Origin of the sequence: Methylophaga sp. UBA2012 (assembly GCF_002335235.1) — a bacterium.
Classification (GTDB): Bacteria; Pseudomonadota; Gammaproteobacteria; order Nitrosococcales; family Methylophagaceae; genus Methylophaga; species Methylophaga thalassica.
The window spans coordinates 23943-40868 of sequence record NZ_DDCG01000001.1; the positions used below are offsets into that span (position 1 = coordinate 23943).

General features: G+C 43.0%; 14 protein-coding genes and 1 tRNA gene. 13 read left to right on the top strand and 2 right to left on the bottom strand.

All coding sequences use genetic code 11. The features are described 5' to 3' along the window. Both B2248_RS00125 and B2248_RS00130 read left to right on the top strand, forming a co-directional pair. Positions 1-77, top strand: a tRNA-Asp gene (locus tag B2248_RS00125). Positions 78-170: 93 nt separating this feature from the next. Continuing rightward, positions 171-2054, top strand: coding sequence for a SurA N-terminal domain-containing protein (locus tag B2248_RS00130; RefSeq protein WP_273181857.1), 1884 nt, complete (start codon positions 171-173; stop codon positions 2052-2054). 46 nt (positions 2055-2100) lie between these two features. Here B2248_RS00130 and B2248_RS00135 read toward each other — a convergent pair whose 3' ends face one another. Together B2248_RS00135 and B2248_RS00140 are read right to left on the bottom strand one after the other, a co-directional pair. Next, a complete protein-coding gene (locus tag B2248_RS00135) occupies positions 2101-3303 on the bottom strand; it encodes a dicarboxylate/amino acid:cation symporter (RefSeq protein WP_273181855.1) in 1203 nt (400 codons plus the stop codon). Between the two features lie 74 nt (positions 3304-3377). Beyond that, positions 3378-4166 (bottom strand): enoyl-ACP reductase FabI, encoded by a 789-nt coding sequence (locus tag B2248_RS00140; protein ID WP_273181854.1) that lies wholly within the window; start codon positions 4164-4166, stop codon positions 3378-3380. A 128-nt stretch (positions 4167-4294) separates the two neighbouring features. Here B2248_RS00140 and B2248_RS00145 point away from each other — a divergent pair, with 128 nt between their 5' ends. From B2248_RS00145 to trpB, 11 genes are all read left to right on the top strand, one after another. After that, entirely contained in the window at positions 4295-6445 is a 2151-nt protein-coding gene (locus B2248_RS00145) for an ABC transporter substrate-binding protein (protein WP_273181853.1), read from the top strand. A gap of 89 nt (positions 6446-6534) precedes the next feature. Further along, positions 6535-7299, top strand: a complete 765-nt coding sequence (pomA, locus tag B2248_RS00150; RefSeq protein ID WP_007145481.1) for a flagellar motor protein PomA — start codon at positions 6535-6537, stop codon at positions 7297-7299. A gap of 20 nt (positions 7300-7319) precedes the next feature. Beyond that, positions 7320-8213, top strand: coding sequence for a flagellar motor protein MotB (locus B2248_RS00155; protein WP_007145480.1), 894 nt, complete (start codon positions 7320-7322; stop codon positions 8211-8213). Positions 8214-8226: 13 nt separating this feature from the next. After that, positions 8227-8817, top strand: a complete 591-nt coding sequence (locus B2248_RS00160; RefSeq protein ID WP_273181851.1) for a YceI family protein — start codon at positions 8227-8229, stop codon at positions 8815-8817. Positions 8818-8832: 15 nt separating this feature from the next. Further along, complete coding sequence (gene leuD, locus B2248_RS00165; RefSeq protein ID WP_273181849.1) at positions 8833-9471, top strand: 3-isopropylmalate dehydratase small subunit; 639 nt, start codon at positions 8833-8835, stop codon at positions 9469-9471. A 41-nt stretch (positions 9472-9512) separates the two neighbouring features. Continuing rightward, positions 9513-10583, top strand: coding sequence for a 3-isopropylmalate dehydrogenase (gene leuB / locus B2248_RS00170; RefSeq protein ID WP_273181847.1), 1071 nt, complete (start codon positions 9513-9515; stop codon positions 10581-10583). 21 nt (positions 10584-10604) lie between these two features. Continuing rightward, positions 10605-11627: an aspartate-semialdehyde dehydrogenase gene (locus B2248_RS00175; RefSeq protein ID WP_007145476.1), complete on the top strand. Its 1023-nt coding sequence runs from the start codon at positions 10605-10607 to the stop codon at positions 11625-11627. A 33-nt stretch (positions 11628-11660) separates the two neighbouring features. Continuing rightward, positions 11661-14267: a FimV/HubP family polar landmark protein gene (locus B2248_RS00180; protein ID WP_273181846.1), complete on the top strand. Its 2607-nt coding sequence runs from the start codon at positions 11661-11663 to the stop codon at positions 14265-14267. 16 nt (positions 14268-14283) lie between these two features. After that, positions 14284-15063, top strand: coding sequence for a tRNA pseudouridine(38-40) synthase TruA (gene truA / locus B2248_RS00185; RefSeq protein WP_273181845.1), 780 nt, complete (start codon positions 14284-14286; stop codon positions 15061-15063). Between the two features lie 35 nt (positions 15064-15098). After that, positions 15099-15713, top strand: coding sequence for a phosphoribosylanthranilate isomerase (locus B2248_RS00190; protein WP_273181843.1), 615 nt, complete (start codon positions 15099-15101; stop codon positions 15711-15713). Then, positions 15706-16926: a tryptophan synthase subunit beta gene (gene trpB, locus B2248_RS00195; RefSeq protein WP_273181841.1), complete on the top strand. Its 1221-nt coding sequence runs from the start codon at positions 15706-15708 to the stop codon at positions 16924-16926. The genes B2248_RS00190 and trpB overlap by 8 nt, the downstream gene beginning before the upstream one ends.

A 16926-nucleotide genomic window follows, 5' to 3' on the forward strand; every position in this document is an offset into this window, starting at 1 on the left:
GGAGCGGTAGTTCAGTTGGTTAGAATACCGGCCTGTCACGCCGGGGGTCGCGGGTTCGAGTCCCGTCCGCTCCGCCAAAAAAGAGGAAAGGCGCATCTTATGCGCCTTTTTTTTTGCCTATTGTATTAGAATAGCCGTTTTTAACAACATTTCGGGAAGGTTCTCTTCATATGTTGCATTTCATACGTAATCACGCCCAGGGATGGATTGCCTGGTTCATCGTTGGTTTAATTAGTATTCCATTTGCTCTGTGGGGCATTAACTCATATTTGTCTGGCGCCTCGACGGTTGTTGTGGCAGAAGTGAATGGCTCACCCATCACCCAAACAGAACTACAAACGTCGTTACAGCAGTATCGTGATCGTATGCGTAGCATGATGGGGGATCAATTTGACCCAGCGATGTTTGATAACGCTAGTGTAAAAAAAGACGTATTAGACGGGCTTATTGACCAACGTTTATTACGAGATGCAAATCAAACCTTAAAACAACGCATAAGTGACGCTGCGGTATCTCAGTTCATCCGTTCTACTCCCGCTTTCCAACGTGATGGTAAGTTCGATTCCGATTATTACGGGATGGTGCTGGCGCGGGTAGGCTATACCCCTGCTCAGTATGAAGCGCAGCTAAGAGCAGATTTATTATCTCAAGAGCTCACCACCAATATTCAGAATTCATCAATTGCCAGTGTTAAATTACTTAATGAAGCATTGAGATTAGAGAGACAACAACGTGAGCTAGCTTATGGTCTCGTTCCTATTCAGCGATTCGTTGACAAAGTGAATGTGGATGACGAAGAAGTGAAGCAATATTACGAGGACAACGTAGCTGCTTATACAGCTCCAGAACAAGTCAAACTGAACTATATTGAGTTATCGGTTGATGAGTTGGCGAAAGGGGTTCAAGTCAATGATGATGAACTGAAAAAATTCTATGCTGATAATCAAAATCAATTTGTGGGTCCTGAACAGCGTCGTGCTAGCCATATTTTAATTGAAGGTGATGACGATGCGGCTTTAGAAAAAATTAAAGCGATTCAAACCCGTTTAGAGAACGGTGAAGACTTTGCCTTATTGGCAAAAGAAACTTCTGATGATACTGGATCAGCAGAAAAAGGTGGTGATCTTGGTTTCTTTGGTAAAGACGTCATGGATCCAGCATTCGAAGAAGCAGCATTTGCATTGACGAATGTCGGAGATGTCAGTGAACCGGTCAAGACAGAATTTGGTTATCACCTGATTAAATTGACGGGTATTCAAAAGCCAGAAGGCAAAACATTTGATCAGGCGCGTGATCAAGTTGAGAAAATGTATCGTCGCCAGCAAGCTGAATCTATTTTTTATGACAAAGCTGAACAGTTAGCCAATTTGAGTTTCGAAAATCCCGATAGTCTGGATGTCGCGGCTGAGGCACTTGGTCTGGATATCAAAACAACCGAGAGTTTTACTCGAACTGGAACTGAGGCTGGGGTCACTAGTAATAAGAAAGTCATTGATGCAGCATTTAGTGAAGATGTCTTAAAGAATGACCTAAACAGTGCTGTGATTGAATTGTCAGATAATGATCTTATCGTTGTACATAAGAACAAACATATCCCAGAAACGGTTTTACCCTTTGAGTCTGTTTCTCCAGCAATCAAACAACAGTTAGTGTTTGATAAAGCAAGAAAATTGGCACAAGATGAGGGTGAGTCTGTAGTAGAAAAAGTGAAATCTGGCGAAAGTCCTGAGTCTCTGTTAATTAACTGGCAGGCTGCCGAGTTTTATGGTCGTGATGCAGAGAAAGTCAGCAGTCAAATTCTTCAACGTGCTTTCACAATGCCAAAACCCTTATCGGCGCCTGAGTATGAAGGATTCTCAGCAGATAATGGAAACTACGTTGTTATCAAATTAACAGCGGTTAAAAATGGCGATATTGATGATGTTACTGATGAGCAGAAGAAAGCTCTGCAACAACAGTTAACGAGCATTTATGCATCGGCAGAGGTTGAAGCCTTTATTGCCCAATTACGCAATGATGCAGATATTGATATTCATCAGGATGCACTGAAATAAATGATTATTTATTGAGCATTGTTAAAGGCGCCTTAGGGCGCCTTTTTTATGTGAACCGATCAACGATAGCACTGCCCACACTATCACTCCAGACGTTGATAGAGGTTCTGAACCTGTCCAGGAACCAATCAACAGAGAGTAATAAGGCGATGCCATCCAGTGGTAAGCCTACAGCACTTAGAACAATTACCATGGTGACCAGTCCGGCTTCAGGTATGCCAGCTGCACCGATAGCAGCTAATGTGGCAGTAACAAATACAATGGCCTGCTGAGTCAGGCTTAAATCAATACCATAAGCCTGTGCAATGAACATCACCGCTGCTGCTTCATATAGCGCTGTACCATCCATATTGATAGTTGCGCCAAGCGGTAATACAAATTTACTGACTTTATGGCTGACACCATTCTCTCTGACACATTCCATTGTTAATGGAAGTGTCGCAGAGGAGCTGGCTGTACCAAACGCTGTCACTAATGCACGAGCCATACCAAGTAGGTAGGAGATTCCCCGTCTTGTCATCAAAAATAAAACCAGTAGTAACAAGACCCCATGAATAGAAAGTCCGGTTAACACGGTCACAACATGCCAACCAACGGCTTTCATTTCGGCAAGAAAGTGTTCGCCACCACCCGCATTACCCAATCTGGCAGCAATCAGAGCAAAAATACCTATTGGGGCCAGATGCATAACCCAGATCACTAAGGTCATCATCGCCTCATTGATGCCATCAAACAGCTGAAACACGGGTTTACCTTTTTCACCTAAGGTACTTAATGCCATAGAGAACAGGATTGCAAAGACAATGAGCGGTAGAAGCTGAGTTTGTGCGGCTGAGGAAATCAGATTAGGGGAGACGAGAGACAGAATAATATCGCTGATACCCGTATTTTGTTTTTCTAAAATATAGTCGGGCACAGCCGTTTGGCTCCACTGCATACCAGCGCCGGGCTGGATCCAATTAACAACGATGAGTCCAATTAAGACTGCAGTTGCTGTCGATAGACTGTAATAAAGCAGCGTAAAACCACCTAATTTGCCTAATTTCTTTAAGTTGCCTAATGAACCTATGCCACTGACAATGGAAGCAATCACCAAAGGGATAATGGTCATTTTTAGTGCGTTGAGAAACAATGTACCAAGCCAGCTGATATTAACGGCTAGCGTGGGGTTATACCAACCGAGTAAAACACCACTCACTGCTCCCAGCACAATGAAGGCCAGCAAAATCATGGCATGTTTATGAGACATAAGGCCTCCATGTTTTGAACAAAAAAAAGGGCATTTATAAATGCCCTTTTAGAATACCAGCAAAAATAAGCGGTTTACTTATCACCAATGCCGACAATGTTATAACCGGCATCAACATAGGTGATTTCACCTGTGATACCTGATGCCAGATCGGAACATAAGAATGCAGCTACATTGCCCACTTCTTCAATGGTGACATTTCTTCTTAATGGTGAATTGCGTTCACCATAAGCCAGCATTTTGCCAAAATCACCGATACCCGCAGCAGCAAGTGTTTTGATTGGACCGGCTGACACTGCATTAACACGAATACCTTGTTCACCAAGCGAGTAGGCCATATAGCGGACAGTCGCTTCCAGAGCGGCTTTTGCTACACCCATCACATTGTAGTTATCAATCGCTTTTTCAGCACCTAAGTAACTCAGTGTCAATAATGAACCATTACGGCCCGCCATCATGTTTTTTCCTGCTTTCGCTAAAGCAGCAAAACTGTATGCACTGATATCGTTGGCCATTGCGAAACCGTCTCGGGTCACACTGTCAACGAAGCCACCCTGCAATTGTTCACGGGGAGCAAATGCAACAGAGTGAACGATAGTATCAAGGCCATCCCAGTGTTGATCCAATGATTCAAATACACCGTTGATTTCATCATCACTGCTAACATCACAAGGAAAGACCAGCGCAGGGTTAGCGCCACATTCTTCAGCGATTTTTTCAACGCGTGATTTTAATTTCTCATTTTGATATGTGAAAGCTAATTCAGCACCTTCACGTGCCATCGCATGAGCAATACCAGATGCAATTGAGCGGGGGCTTGCGACACCCACAATTAATGCGCGTTTGCCTTGCAGAAAACCCATGTGTCTCTCCTAACTACATATAAAGGCGGATAACTTACCTGATTTTAGGGATGACGGAAAGGGCAAGCATGCAGTAATCTTCTACTGTTATCATGCAAACAGTATCTAATGCTTTGAAATGAGGTTATATGAGATTGAAATATTGGTTGCTTATTAGTGTGCTGTTCTTAGCAACAGCATGTGATATGAAAGCGATAAACTCACCTTATCCAGAAGCATCCAGTGATGAATCTATTCTCTATTCTGCTTTTTCTCTTCGCCCTAAACATCTAGACCCAGCCCGCTCTTATAGTGCGAATGAAGTCATAATCACTGGTCAGGTATACGAGCCACCTTATCAGTATCATTATTTAAAACGACCCTATCAGCTTGAACCACTAGCCGCATCAGCGATGCCTGATGTGACTTATTTGGATAAGGACAATAATCCAGTTAAATCTAATGCCAGTAATATTGCCTTTTCTGTCTATACCATTCCGATTAAACACGCTATTTCCTATCAACCTCATCCTGCCTTTGCAAAGGATGAAAATGGAAGTTGGCTTTACCATCATTTAACAGATGAACAAATCGCAAATGTAGAAGATTTAACGGACTTTGAAAAAACAGGTACACGAGAGCTGGTTGCCGCTGATTTTGTCTACCAGATAAAACGTCTGGCGCACCCTGAAATTCATTCTCCTATCCTTGGCGTGATGGCGGAGCATATCGTTGGGCTTAAAGAATACGCTGAGCAATTAAGAACCATTCGAAAAGAGAAGGGTGAAGTCGATCTTCGTCAGCATGAAATCAGTGGTGTAAAGACCATTGATGATTATCACTATCAGATAAAAGTATACGGAAAATATCCACAACTGGATTACTGGTTAGCGATGCCTTTTTTTGCACCTATCCCTTGGGAGGCAGAAGAATTTTATTCTCAGCCAGGACTGATTAATAAAAATATCACTTTAGATTGGTACCCTGTTGGAACAGGCCCATTTTACATGACTGAGAATGATCCGAACCGACGCATGGTGTTGACTAAAAACCCTAACTTTCATGGTGAACGCTATCCAGCTGAAGGGGAAGAGACGGATAAGCAAAATGGCTTATTAGATGATGCTGGTAAACCATTGCCCATGATAGACAAAATTGTTTTTACCCTCGAAAAAGAAAATACGTCTTACTGGGGGAAATTCATGCAGGGCTACTATGATGTTAGTGGCATAAGTTCAGATAGTTTCGAGCAAGCGGTGAATATTTCAACATCGGGCGAATTTGGTTTAAGTGATGAAATGAAAGCCAAAGGAATAAAACTGGAAACAGCCATTGCTGCGACTAGTTTTTATACCGGATTTAACATGTTAGACCCAGTTGTTGGCGGATATAGTGAGCGAGCCAGAAAACTCCGACAAGCTATTTCTATCGCCATAGATCAGGAAGAATATATTTCCATATTTGCTAATGGCCGCGGCATCCCTGCACAGGGACCTATTCCTCCAGGTATTTTTGGCTACAGTGAAGGTAAAGCGGGTATCAATCCATACATGTACACATGGGAGAATGGTCAAGCTGAACGTAAATCCATAGAAGCAGCAAAACAACTCCTGGCGGAAGCTGGATATCCAAATGGCAGGGATAAAAAAACAGGTGAGCCACTTGTCATTTACATGGATATCACCGCGAGTGGTCCTGACAGCAAATCAGATTTGGACTGGATGCGTAAGCAGTTTAGAAAGCTGAAAATACAGCTGGTTCTCCGCAGCAGTGACTATAATCGGTTTCAGGATAAAATCCGCCGCGGACAGGTACAGATGTTTCAATGGGGCTGGAATGCCGATTATCCTGATCCAGAAAATTTCCTGTTTTTACTTTATGGTCCAAATGGTCGAGCTGAGTTTGGTGGTGAAAACACAGCAAATTATCAAAATAAAGACTTTGACAAACTTTTTGAAAAGATGCGCACAATGTCAAACACACCAGAGCGATTGGCCATAATTAAACAGATGGTTGATATTGTCAGGAGAGATGCTCCCTGGATATGGGGCTTTCATCCTAAACAATTCTCGCTTTATCACGAATGGAATCATAATGTTAAGCCTAATTTAATGGCTAATAACACGCTCAAATACCGACGTATCGATACGAGTGTGCGTGAAAAACTTCAGTCTCAATGGAATCAGCCGATACTCTGGCCATTGGGGATTGTAATAATTGTGATTATGCTGATGGTCATGCCTGCGGTTTTTATTTACCGTTCGAAGAAGTATAAAAAGCATCATTTTCCATCGACATAGAGGAGATTTTTACTATGCGATTAGGTAGAATGCACTGCCAGTGCTTCGGCATTTCATTGATGAGTTTCTAGTGTTTAGGGAGTAATTGAGTGGATTTAGCTACACTGCTAGGTTTTATTGCGGCTTGGGGCCTAATTATAGCAACGATTGCTATGGGGGCTGCAGCCGGTGTTTTCATCAATATGCCCTCACTAGCCATTGTGCTTGGCGGCTCATTCGCCGTTGTACTGATGCGATTTACCTTAGGACAGTTTTTAGGCTCTATTAAAACAGCCATGAAAGCGTTTTTGTATAAATCGGAATCTCCACAAGAAATTATCCAGTCGGTTGTTGAGCTGGCGACCATTGCCAGAAAAGAAGGTTTACTTGCTCTGGAAAAACAAGAAATCACCAACCCCGTTTTAGCGAAAGGTATCCGGATGCTGGTAGATGGCCATGAGCCAGCCGTCGTCAAAAAAGCACTGGTTACCGAAATGAATGAAACGGTTAATCGACACTCCATTGGTCAGCAAATTTTTAAAACGATGGGGGATGCGGGCCCTGCAATGGGGATGATTGGCACATTAGTAGGTCTTGTACAAATGCTATCCAATATGTCGGATCCAAAGTCGATTGGTCCCGCGATGGCCGTCGCCTTGCTGACAACACTTTATGGTGCGATGTTAGCGAATATGTTTGCTCTGCCAGTATCCGATAAACTCGCTTTACGCAGTAGTGAAGAACTGATGAATAAAAGCATCATCATCGAGAGTGTGATGGGGATACAGGAAGGCCAAAATCCAAAAGTGTTGGGTGAGTTATTACAAAACTTCCTACCTGCTTCAAAACGCGACTCAGATGAACCAGCAGATTAACTAATGTTGGTCACACAATAATGAGTGAAGATAGCCCTAGACCTAAAAAGCAAGACGAAGGCCTGCCGGCCTATATGGGTACATTTGCAGACTTAATGTCACTGCTGATGTGCTTTTTTGTATTGTTGTTATCCTTTGCAGAAATGGATGCTCTGAAATATAAGATGGTCGTTAAATCCCTGGATAATGCCTTTGGGGTTCAGCGAGAAGTCATTGCGGATGCAGTGCCTGTGGGTACCAGTATTATTGCCCAGGAATATAGTCCAGGTGATCCTAAGCCAACACCATTGAAAGTTGTCAGACAAGAAACGGTTGACGATACTCGTGAAAAAATTAAGGTGACGATGGATGCTGAAGAAGTAGCTCAGCAACAGGCACAGGAAATTGCAGAAGAAACCCAAAAATTTCGTGAAGCACTTGATGAAGAAATTAAAGAAGGCTTGATTGAAGTTGAAAGTCAATTTAGTCGCATTGTTATTCGTATAAGGGAAAACGGCTCATTTCCATCAGGGGATGCTCGGCTAAACCCCAGTTTTAAACCCATTCTCAAAAAAATCCATGATGTATTGGTTGACACAGGTGGACAAATAGCTGTGGCAGGTCACACTGATGATGTGCCGATTAATACACCAAGATATCGTTCTAATTGGGAACTATCTACCTCAAGAGCAACGTCTGTAGTACATGAATTGTTGGCTCCCGGCGATATGAAGCCAGAACGGTTTGTGCTGGAGGGTTATGCAGATACAAAACCGCTTGTGCCCAACAATTCACCAGAAAACCGAGCGATTAACAGACGTGTAGAAATCATTGTTCTTAAATCACCGGTTGAAGAAAGTTTAACCCGTTCAATTGATGAGCTAATGAAAGAGCATGAATCAGTTGATGGTTCTGTTACTACTGTTTACGAATAATAAGGGAAGAAAAATGAAAAAAATGAATGTATGGTTATCGACCCTGGGTTTTTTATTGGTGAGTTCAGCAGCTTCTGCGACACAATGGCAAATCAACAATAGCGAATCACAAATCAATTTTATTTCGACAAAGAAAGTGAATATTGCTGAAGTACATCAATTCGACAAAATAGCGGGGAGTCTGTCTGAAAGTGGTGAATTTTCTGTATCGATCGATCTAGCCTCGGTAGACACGGGTGTTGAAATTCGCGATAGTCGGATGAAAGAATTTTTGTTCAATATTGCTGACTTTCCCAAAGCGCTGATAACTGCCAAGTTACCGCCTGATGAAATTAAACAGCTTGAAGTAGGACAGACAAAACCGTTATCTGTGGATGGCATGCTTGAACTGCACGGCCAGAAAAAAGCACTGACTTTTGAGGTGCTGGTTACCAAAGTCGCCACAAATGAGTTATTGGTAGTGTCTGCTCATCCGGTGATTTTAAATGCCGATGATTATGAATTAGCAGCAGGTGTAGAAAAATTACGTGAGTTGGCTGGTTTGCCCAACATCAGCCATGCTGTGCCCGTGAATTTTTATTTAACGTTGAACGCGACGAACTAAGAGGTATTCCTCGCAATGCAAAAATTTTCAGTTGAAACTGGCATCGTTATCCCATTAGACCGTCCCAATGTGGATACCGATGCGATTATTCCTAAGCAGTTTTTAAAATCCATCAAACGCACTGGTTTTGGCCCCAATTTATTCGACGAGTGGCGTTATCTTGATCATGGGGAGCCTGGACAAGATACAAAAAATCGTCCATTGAATCCTGACTTTGAGCTTAATCAACCACGTTACAAAGGTGGTACGATTCTTCTTGCACGTGAGAATTTTGGCTGTGGCTCAAGTCGTGAGCATGCTGTGTGGGCACTCGATGATTTCGGTATTCGCGTTATTATTGCCCCAAGTTTTGCTGATATCTTTTTCAGCAACACCAGCAAAAATGGTATTTTGGCGATAACTTTAGAAGAGTCGTTGATAGATAAACTCTTTGAACAAGTTGAATCTATACCTGGATATCAACTGACGGTTGATTTACCTGAGCAAAAAATTACTCTGCCAGATCGGCAGTCAATCGCTTTTGATGTCGATGCTTTCAAAAAACACTGTCTAATTGAAGGGCTTGATGATATCGGCCTGACATTACAACACACCGCTGACATCAAAGCTTATGAAGAAAAGCGTAAGCAAGAAGCACCCTGGTTATTCTCTTAAGACAACCTCTGAATTTAGTAAATTATTTAAAGATATAAAAAATGACAAAAAAAATTGTAGTTTTGCCTGGTGATGGCATTGGTCCTGAAATCGTTGCTGAAGCAGTCAAAATTCTTGAAAAGTTTCGTGAAGAAGGTCTGGATATCAACCTTGAGTACGGCTTAATTGGTGGTGCGGCCTATGATGAAACAGGCACCCCCCTTCCAGCAGAAACCTTAGAAATGTCAAAACAGGCTGATGCTATTTTGCTAGGTGCTGTTGGTGGTTATAAATGGGAATCTCTGGACATTAGTGTAAGACCGGAAAAAGGCCTCTTAGGCATACGTTCTGAGTTGAATTTATTCGCTAATTTACGTCCGGCTATTTTGTATCCGCAGTTAGCTGATGCGTCTACTTTGAAACCTGAAGTCGTTGCTGGCTTGGATTTGATGATTGTGCGCGAGTTGACGGGGGGGATTTATTTCGGTCAGCCTCGTGGTATCAGAACATTGGATAATGGCGAAAAACAAGGATTCAATACACTTGTGTATCGCGAAAGTGAAATCAACCGAATTGGTAAAGTCGCTTTTGATATCGCCGCCAAACGACAAGGCAGAGTTTGCTCTGTAGATAAAGCAAATGTGCTGGAAAGCACAGAATTGTGGCGTGAAACTATGACAACATTGTCAAAAGCCTATCCGGATATTGAATTGAGTCATATGTATGTGGATAACGCGGCAATGCAATTGGTGAGGGCACCGAAGCAATTTGATGTCATGGTTACCACCAATATGTTTGGGGATATTTTATCGGACTGTGCTTCTATGCTTACTGGCTCGATTGGGATGTTACCTTCAGCATCACTGGATGAAAACAGCAAAGGCATGTATGAGCCAATCCATGGTTCTGCACCTGATATTGCCGGACAGAATATTGCGAATCCACTAGCGACAATTTTATCAGCTGCTATGATGTTACGTTACACGCTCGATGAAGCCTCAATGGCAGATCGAATTGAAAAAGCTGTGAGCAAGGTGTTGGATGACGGTCTTCGTACTGCTGATATCTACTCTGCGGGTATGACCAAGGTCTCTACTGCAGAGATGGGTGATGCGGTGCTTGCAGCGTTATAAATTAAAAACGAAAGGTGTATTGTGAATAAAAAAGTAGATGTTGCAGTTGTAGGTGCTACAGGGGCCGTAGGTGAGGCCATGTTGGAAATTTTGCACCAACGTCAGTTCCCAGTGGGTAAAGTATATGCGCTGGCGAGTGAACGAAGTGCAGGCTCTACAGTTAGCTTTGGCAATAAATCGATACTTGTCGAAGATTTGGCTGAATTTGATTTCTCAAAAGTGCAGGTTGGTCTGTTTTCTCCTGGTGCAAGCGTATCCGCAATTTATGCGCCAAAAGCCGCGGCAGCTGGTTGTGTAGTTATCGATAACACATCACAGTTCCGCTATGACGATGATATCCCTCTGGTCGTGCCTGAAGTCAATCCAGAAGCAGTAGCTGATTATAAAAACCGTGGCATCATTGCTAATCCTAATTGCTCAACCATCCAAATGATGGTGGCACTGAAGCCTATTTACGATGCTGTCGGTATCACACGTATTAATGTTTGTACCTATCAGGCGGTTTCTGGTTCCGGTAAGCCTGCAATGGATGAGCTTGCCAAGCAGACAGCGGATTTATTAAACGGACGTCCTGTGAAAGCAGAAGTCTATCCAAAACAAATCGCGTTTAATGTGTTACCACAAATTGATGTGTTTATGGATAACGGCTACACCAAAGAAGAAATGAAAATGGTGTGGGAAACCCGCAAAATTATGGGTGATGAATCCATTCAAGTTAATCCAACCGCAGTTCGTGTACCTGTGTTTTTCGGGCACTCAGAAGCAATTCATATCGAAACTCGTGACAAAATAACGGCAGAACAGTGCAAAGCCTTATATGAAAAGGCTGAAGGCATCGTATTGCTTGATGAGCGTAAAGATGGTGGATATCCAACTGCTGTGACCGAGTCCTCAGGACAAGATCCCGTATTTGTCGGACGTATCCGCGAAGACATTTCCCATGAAAAAGGATTAAATTTATGGGTAGTTGCAGATAACGTTCGTAAAGGTGCTGCGCTTAACAGTGTTCAGATTGCTGAAGTCTTAGTTGAAAAGTACCTTTAAATTAAGCTAGATAAGGAAGTTAAGGGGATGAAAATGAAGAAACAGCTTTTTGCCAGTATCGCTGTCGCATCAACGATAGGTTTTTTCACCCCCTTAACTAGTTATGCTTTTGGTTTGGGCGAAATCAAAGTGATGTCAGCTTTGAATGAGCCATTCAAAGCAAGCATAGACATCAATGCTTTAGCTGCCGAAGAAAAAGAAAGTTTTGAAATCAGAATAGCGTCAAATGATGAATTTGATAAAGCGGGTCTGGATCGAAGCTATATTTTGACACAACTGAAATTTGATGTTGTTGAACAGCAAGGAAAATCGCGCGTTTTAATTAGTTCTGAGCAACCGATTAAAGAACCTTTTCTGGATTTTTTGTTAACAGCTTCAGCGGGTGGTGGCCGACTTATCAGAGAATACACGGTTCTGCTTGATCCACCTGAAGTGTTGATGTCATCGACAGCGAAACCCCGCTCCACCCCGAAAGCTAACACCGTAACATCAACAAAAACTGAAAGTAGTCAATCAAATGCATTACGATTCAGTAGTCAGAAATACGGGCCCGTTGCCAAGGCAGATACTCTTTGGAACATTGCACTGACAACACGTCCCAATGCCTCTGTTTCAGTTCAGCAAATGATGTTGGCACTGGTTGAGGCTAATCCCGAAGCCTTTGTCGATAACAATATTAACGGACTGAAAGCGGGGTATACCCTCACTATTCCTGAACAAGCGGCCATATTGTCAAAATCTCAGGCTGAAGCTTATCAATTATTTAAAAGCCAGAATGCACAATGGCGTCAACGTAATAAAGCGCCAGTTAAGGCAGCGCCTGCCGTTGTGGAGCAGCCTCAAGCAGCATCGACTGAAGATGAGGTCGTTCAAGCGGATGCTGAAAATCCAGTAAAAGATAATTTGCAAGCGTCGTCTCCTGCAATTGAAAGTGACGCAGATAAAGAAGCACACTTGAAACTGGTTGCGCCTGAGCAAAGTGAAACCACACAAGATGACGCTTCACCTAACCTGGCTGGCAATGAAAAAATTAATGCGTTGACAGAGCAACTGACGCTGGCACAGGAAACGATAGAAGCACAAGCTCAAGAAAATATCGACTTCAAAGCACGAATGGATGCCATGGAAGAGCAGTTGGAAACCATGCGTCGCTTAATCTCGCTGAAGGATGCTGATCTCGCCCGATTGCAAGATTTACTAGAGGACAAAGATCAGGCTAATACCTCAGTTGAAGCAATGGATGATTTATCTGATACCGAAGTCTCAGCAGAGACAGAATCAGATGCCAGCAGTGTTGATAAGCCGGATTCTTCTTCAATCGAATCAGAAGAAGGAGACGCTGTACCAACAGAAACTGAAGAGACTATTAGTGAACTGCCTGCATCAGATGGCGTTGTACCTGACAACCTTGTTGATACTATCAAGGCTTTCCTAGTCGAATATAAATTACAGCTCGGTGGCGCGTTACTACTGCTGGTTGTACTGTTATTACTTGCCAGAAGAAAAAATAGTGATGACAGCTCATATGCTGAAGTGACAGATTTTGAACCACCGAGCCCAACAGATGATGAGCAATACAGATCAGAAATTCAGGTTGAGGAAGTGCCTGAAAATAACGACGTAGATGACCATAGTGATGATGAACCTCTCAGTCAGGAAAAACTACCACAGAAAAGTGTGATGGAACTGGTTGAGCAAGCGGATATGTTTGTTGGCTATGCCGATTATGCACAAGCGAAAATTGCTCTGGAGCAAGCTAAAGCCAGAGAGCCAGCTAATACATTGGTAGCATATAAATTGTTGTTTGTTTTATATAAACAAAAACAGGTTGATGATTTTATTTCACTTGCTGAAACGACAGATTTCGATGAAGAAAGTATTGAGTGGGATGAAATAAAACAATGGGGAGCGCAATTGGCTCCTGGTCATGCATTATTTACAGCTGAAGAGTCACAAGCAACAGAGGATAGTCAGCCTGTTTCAGTCATTGAAGATACGGTTGACGCGGATGTTGATGATGAACGATTAGAATTTAGTCGCCACAATCACACTGATGAAGATTCGATTGTTGTTGAGCTCTCCGAAGACAATGATAATTCGATTGATACCGAGACCACCGAAGATAATGATGAAGCGCCATTGGAATTTGATACTGTAGTGCCGTACTCGTCTGATAATGCTGATGACGAACTATTGCTTTCCGATCCAGCGACCACATCAGACGTTCTACTCGAAGAAGATGATAAGTCTGAGGAAAATCATATTGATGATGATCTTTTATCATTTGATACGGGGACGACTTTCGGCACAGTTGAACAAGATGATGACGAGGATGAAAATGAAATTGAGCATGACTCGTTACTTCCTTTTGAACCAGGGGCATCGAGCTCACTAGATCCTGAGCGTATCGATATTGCACCATTCGATATCAATGGTAATGATGATGAACCTGATATCGAGTTTGATATCGGTGATATTGACGAAATTGATGAGGCTGAAACGAAACTGGATCTGGCTTCGGCTTATATCGAGATGGATGATGCTGACGGCGCGAGAAGTATTCTTAATGAAGTGTTAGCCGAAGGTAACGAAGAGCAAAAAGTACGTGCCCAAACGATCCTCGACTCATTATCAGAATAATTAGAGAGAGGATGTTGTGAGAATAGCACTCGGCATAGAGTATGCCGGAACTGATTTTTGTGGCTGGCAAATTCAGTCGCATTCCAGAACCGTTCAGGGTGAGTTACAGAAAGCCATTTCCATTGTGGCCAACCATCCTGTCGAAGTCTATGCCGCGGGGCGAACGGACACTGGTGTACATGGTTTAAATCAAGTTGTACATTTTGACACCGATTCAGTTCGGGAAAAGCGTGGCTGGCTTTTGGGGGTTAACGCCAATCTACCCAAAGATGTTAATGTTACCTGGGTTCAGTTTGTTGATGATGATTTTAATGCCCGCTTTTCTGCAATTAAACGTAGTTATCGTTATTTAATTTTAAACCGTCTTAGCCGTTCTTCTATTCACCAAAACCGGATGTGGTGGCATTATCCGCCACTAGATATCGAAAAAATGCAGGCGGCAGCTGACCAACTAATCGGTCGCCATGATTTTTCAGCATTCAGGGCGAGTGAATGCCAGGCAAAAAGTCCAATAAAGACATTGGATAAAATTCAGGTTAGCCAGCAGCAAGATTGTATTGCTATTGATGTCGAAGCCCTGTCTTTTTTGCATCACATGGTAAGAAATCTGGTTGGAGTCATGGCGGCCATTGGTGATGGCAGCAAGCCAGTCGAGTGGGCGGGTCAAGTTCTGCGTAGTGTTGATAGAAGTCAGGGAGGCATTACTGCTCCCGCAGAAGGCTTATATCTGGTCGATGTGAGATATCCGCAACAATATTCAATACCGACAGTGTCAGCTTTTCCGGTGCTCTGGTAAAGTAACAGCTCTATTTGAGAGTAAAACCGAAACAGATGAGAACCCGAGTAAAAATATGTGGCATAACACGTCAGCAAGATGCTGATTTTGCTGCAGAATCAGGGGCGGATGCCATTGGTCTGGTGTTTTATCCCCCGAGTCCGCGAGCGATATCTTTTGCGCAGGCTAAGGTGATTACCTCTGATTTATCTCCTTTTGTTTCAAAAGTTGCGCTATTCGTTGACCCAGAAAAAGATCTGGTTTCACGCTGCCTTGACGATGTATCGGTTGATATAATTCAGTTTCATGGTAATGAGACACCTGAATTTTGTCAGCAATTCGATTTACCGTATCTGAAAGCAATCAGAATGAGAGAGGGTACAGATTTGTCTGAAATTGCAGCTCGCTACTCGTCAGCTTCAGCTTTACTGTTAGACACCTATCAGCCTGGGATACCAGGCGGTACTGGAAAAACCTTCGACTGGTCTTTGATCGGTCGTATAAACAAACCGATTATTTTAGCGGGTGGTCTTGATGTGACGAATGTCAGAGAGGCTATCCATCAAGTGCAACCTTATGCTGTTGACGTCAGTGGTGGCGTTGAGAGCGATAAGGGGATAAAAAGTCATGAGAAAATCAGCACTTTTATGAGAGAGGTGGCAAATGCTTAAAGAGCATATTCACGATTATTACAAATCATTTCCTGATGCGCGCGGACATTTCGGGCCCTATGGTGGTCGTTTCGTTGGCGAAACGCTGATGGGAGCTATTTATGAGTTACAAGATGCTTATGAACAGTATCGTAACGATCCTGATTTTTTGGCAGAAATGGACAGAGACCTGAGTACCTTTGTTGGTCGTCCATCACCTCTCTACCTCGCTGAAAACTGGACAAAGAAATTAGGCGGCGCCCAGATTTATTTGAAACGTGAAGATCTGAATCACACCGGCGCTCACAAAGTGAACAATACCATTGGCCAGGCTTTATTAGCCAAGCGAATGGGTAAAACCCGTATTATTGCTGAAACAGGTGCTGGACAGCATGGTGTTGCTACCGCCACAGTGGCAGCTAGGATGGGCTTGGAATGTATTGTTTACATGGGCGCTGAAGATGTTGAACGTCAGGCGCAGAACGTCTATAGAATGAAGTTATTAGGTGCACAAGTTGTGCCTGTTGAGTCAGGTTCACGTACACTCAAAGATGCCTTGAATGAAGCTTTGCGCGACTGGGTAACGAATGTTGATGATACGTTCTATATTATCGGGACTGTAGCTGGACCTCATCCTTATCCGGCGATGGTGAGAGATTTTCAATCTATCATCGGTCGTGAAGCAAAACAGCAAATGTTTGATATTAACGGCAAGCTGCCGGATGCACTGTTGGCGTGTATTGGTGGTGGTTCAAATGCTATCGGTTTGTTTCATCCATTTATTGAAGATGAATCTGTGGCTATGTATGGTGTTGAAGGTGCCGGACATGGCATTGAAACAGGCCAGCATTCAGCCCCACTAAGTGCGGGAAGACCTGGTGTATTACATGGTAACCGTACTTATCTTATGCAAGATGATTATGGTGAAATTATTGAAACGCACTCTATTTCAGCAGGATTAGATTATCCTGGTGTGGGTCCTGAACATGCCTGGTTGAAAGATATTGGTCGGGCAAATTACGTATCAGTAACAGATGAAGAAGCGTTAACCGCATTTCATGATTTAACCCGTACGGAAGGAATTATTCCAGCACTTGAGTCGAGTCATGCGCTGGCCTATGTGAAAAAATTGGCACCGACAATGTCACCTGAACAAACATTGTTAGTCAATTTATCGGGCCGTGGTGACAAAGACATGCATACCGTTGCAGCAATGGCTGGATTAAAATTCTAA

Excerpts from the sequence above, each read along its gene's own strand:
- leuB (WP_273181847.1), top strand. The coding sequence starts at position 9,513 with ATGACAAAAAAAATTGTAGTTTTGCCTGGTGATGGCATTGGTCCTGAA.
- leuD (WP_273181849.1), top strand. The coding sequence starts at position 8,833 with ATGCAAAAATTTTCAGTTGAAACTGGCATCGTTATCCCATTAGACCGT.
- B2248_RS00180 (WP_273181846.1), top strand. The coding sequence starts at position 11,661 with ATGAAGAAACAGCTTTTTGCCAGTATCGCTGTCGCATCAACGATAGGT.
- B2248_RS00135 (WP_273181855.1), bottom strand. The coding sequence starts at position 3,303 with ATGTCTCATAAACATGCCATGATTTTGCTGGCCTTCATTGTGCTGGGA.
- B2248_RS00145 (WP_273181853.1), top strand. The coding sequence starts at position 4,295 with ATGAGATTGAAATATTGGTTGCTTATTAGTGTGCTGTTCTTAGCAACA.
- B2248_RS00155 (WP_007145480.1), top strand. The coding sequence starts at position 7,320 with ATGAGTGAAGATAGCCCTAGACCTAAAAAGCAAGACGAAGGCCTGCCG.
- B2248_RS00140 (WP_273181854.1), bottom strand. The coding sequence starts at position 4,166 with ATGGGTTTTCTGCAAGGCAAACGCGCATTAATTGTGGGTGTCGCAAGC.
- B2248_RS00160 (WP_273181851.1), top strand. The coding sequence starts at position 8,227 with ATGAAAAAAATGAATGTATGGTTATCGACCCTGGGTTTTTTATTGGTG.
- trpB (WP_273181841.1), top strand. The coding sequence starts at position 15,706 with ATGCTTAAAGAGCATATTCACGATTATTACAAATCATTTCCTGATGCG.
- B2248_RS00130 (WP_273181857.1), top strand. The coding sequence starts at position 171 with ATGTTGCATTTCATACGTAATCACGCCCAGGGATGGATTGCCTGGTTC.
- B2248_RS00190 (WP_273181843.1), top strand. The coding sequence starts at position 15,099 with ATGAGAACCCGAGTAAAAATATGTGGCATAACACGTCAGCAAGATGCT.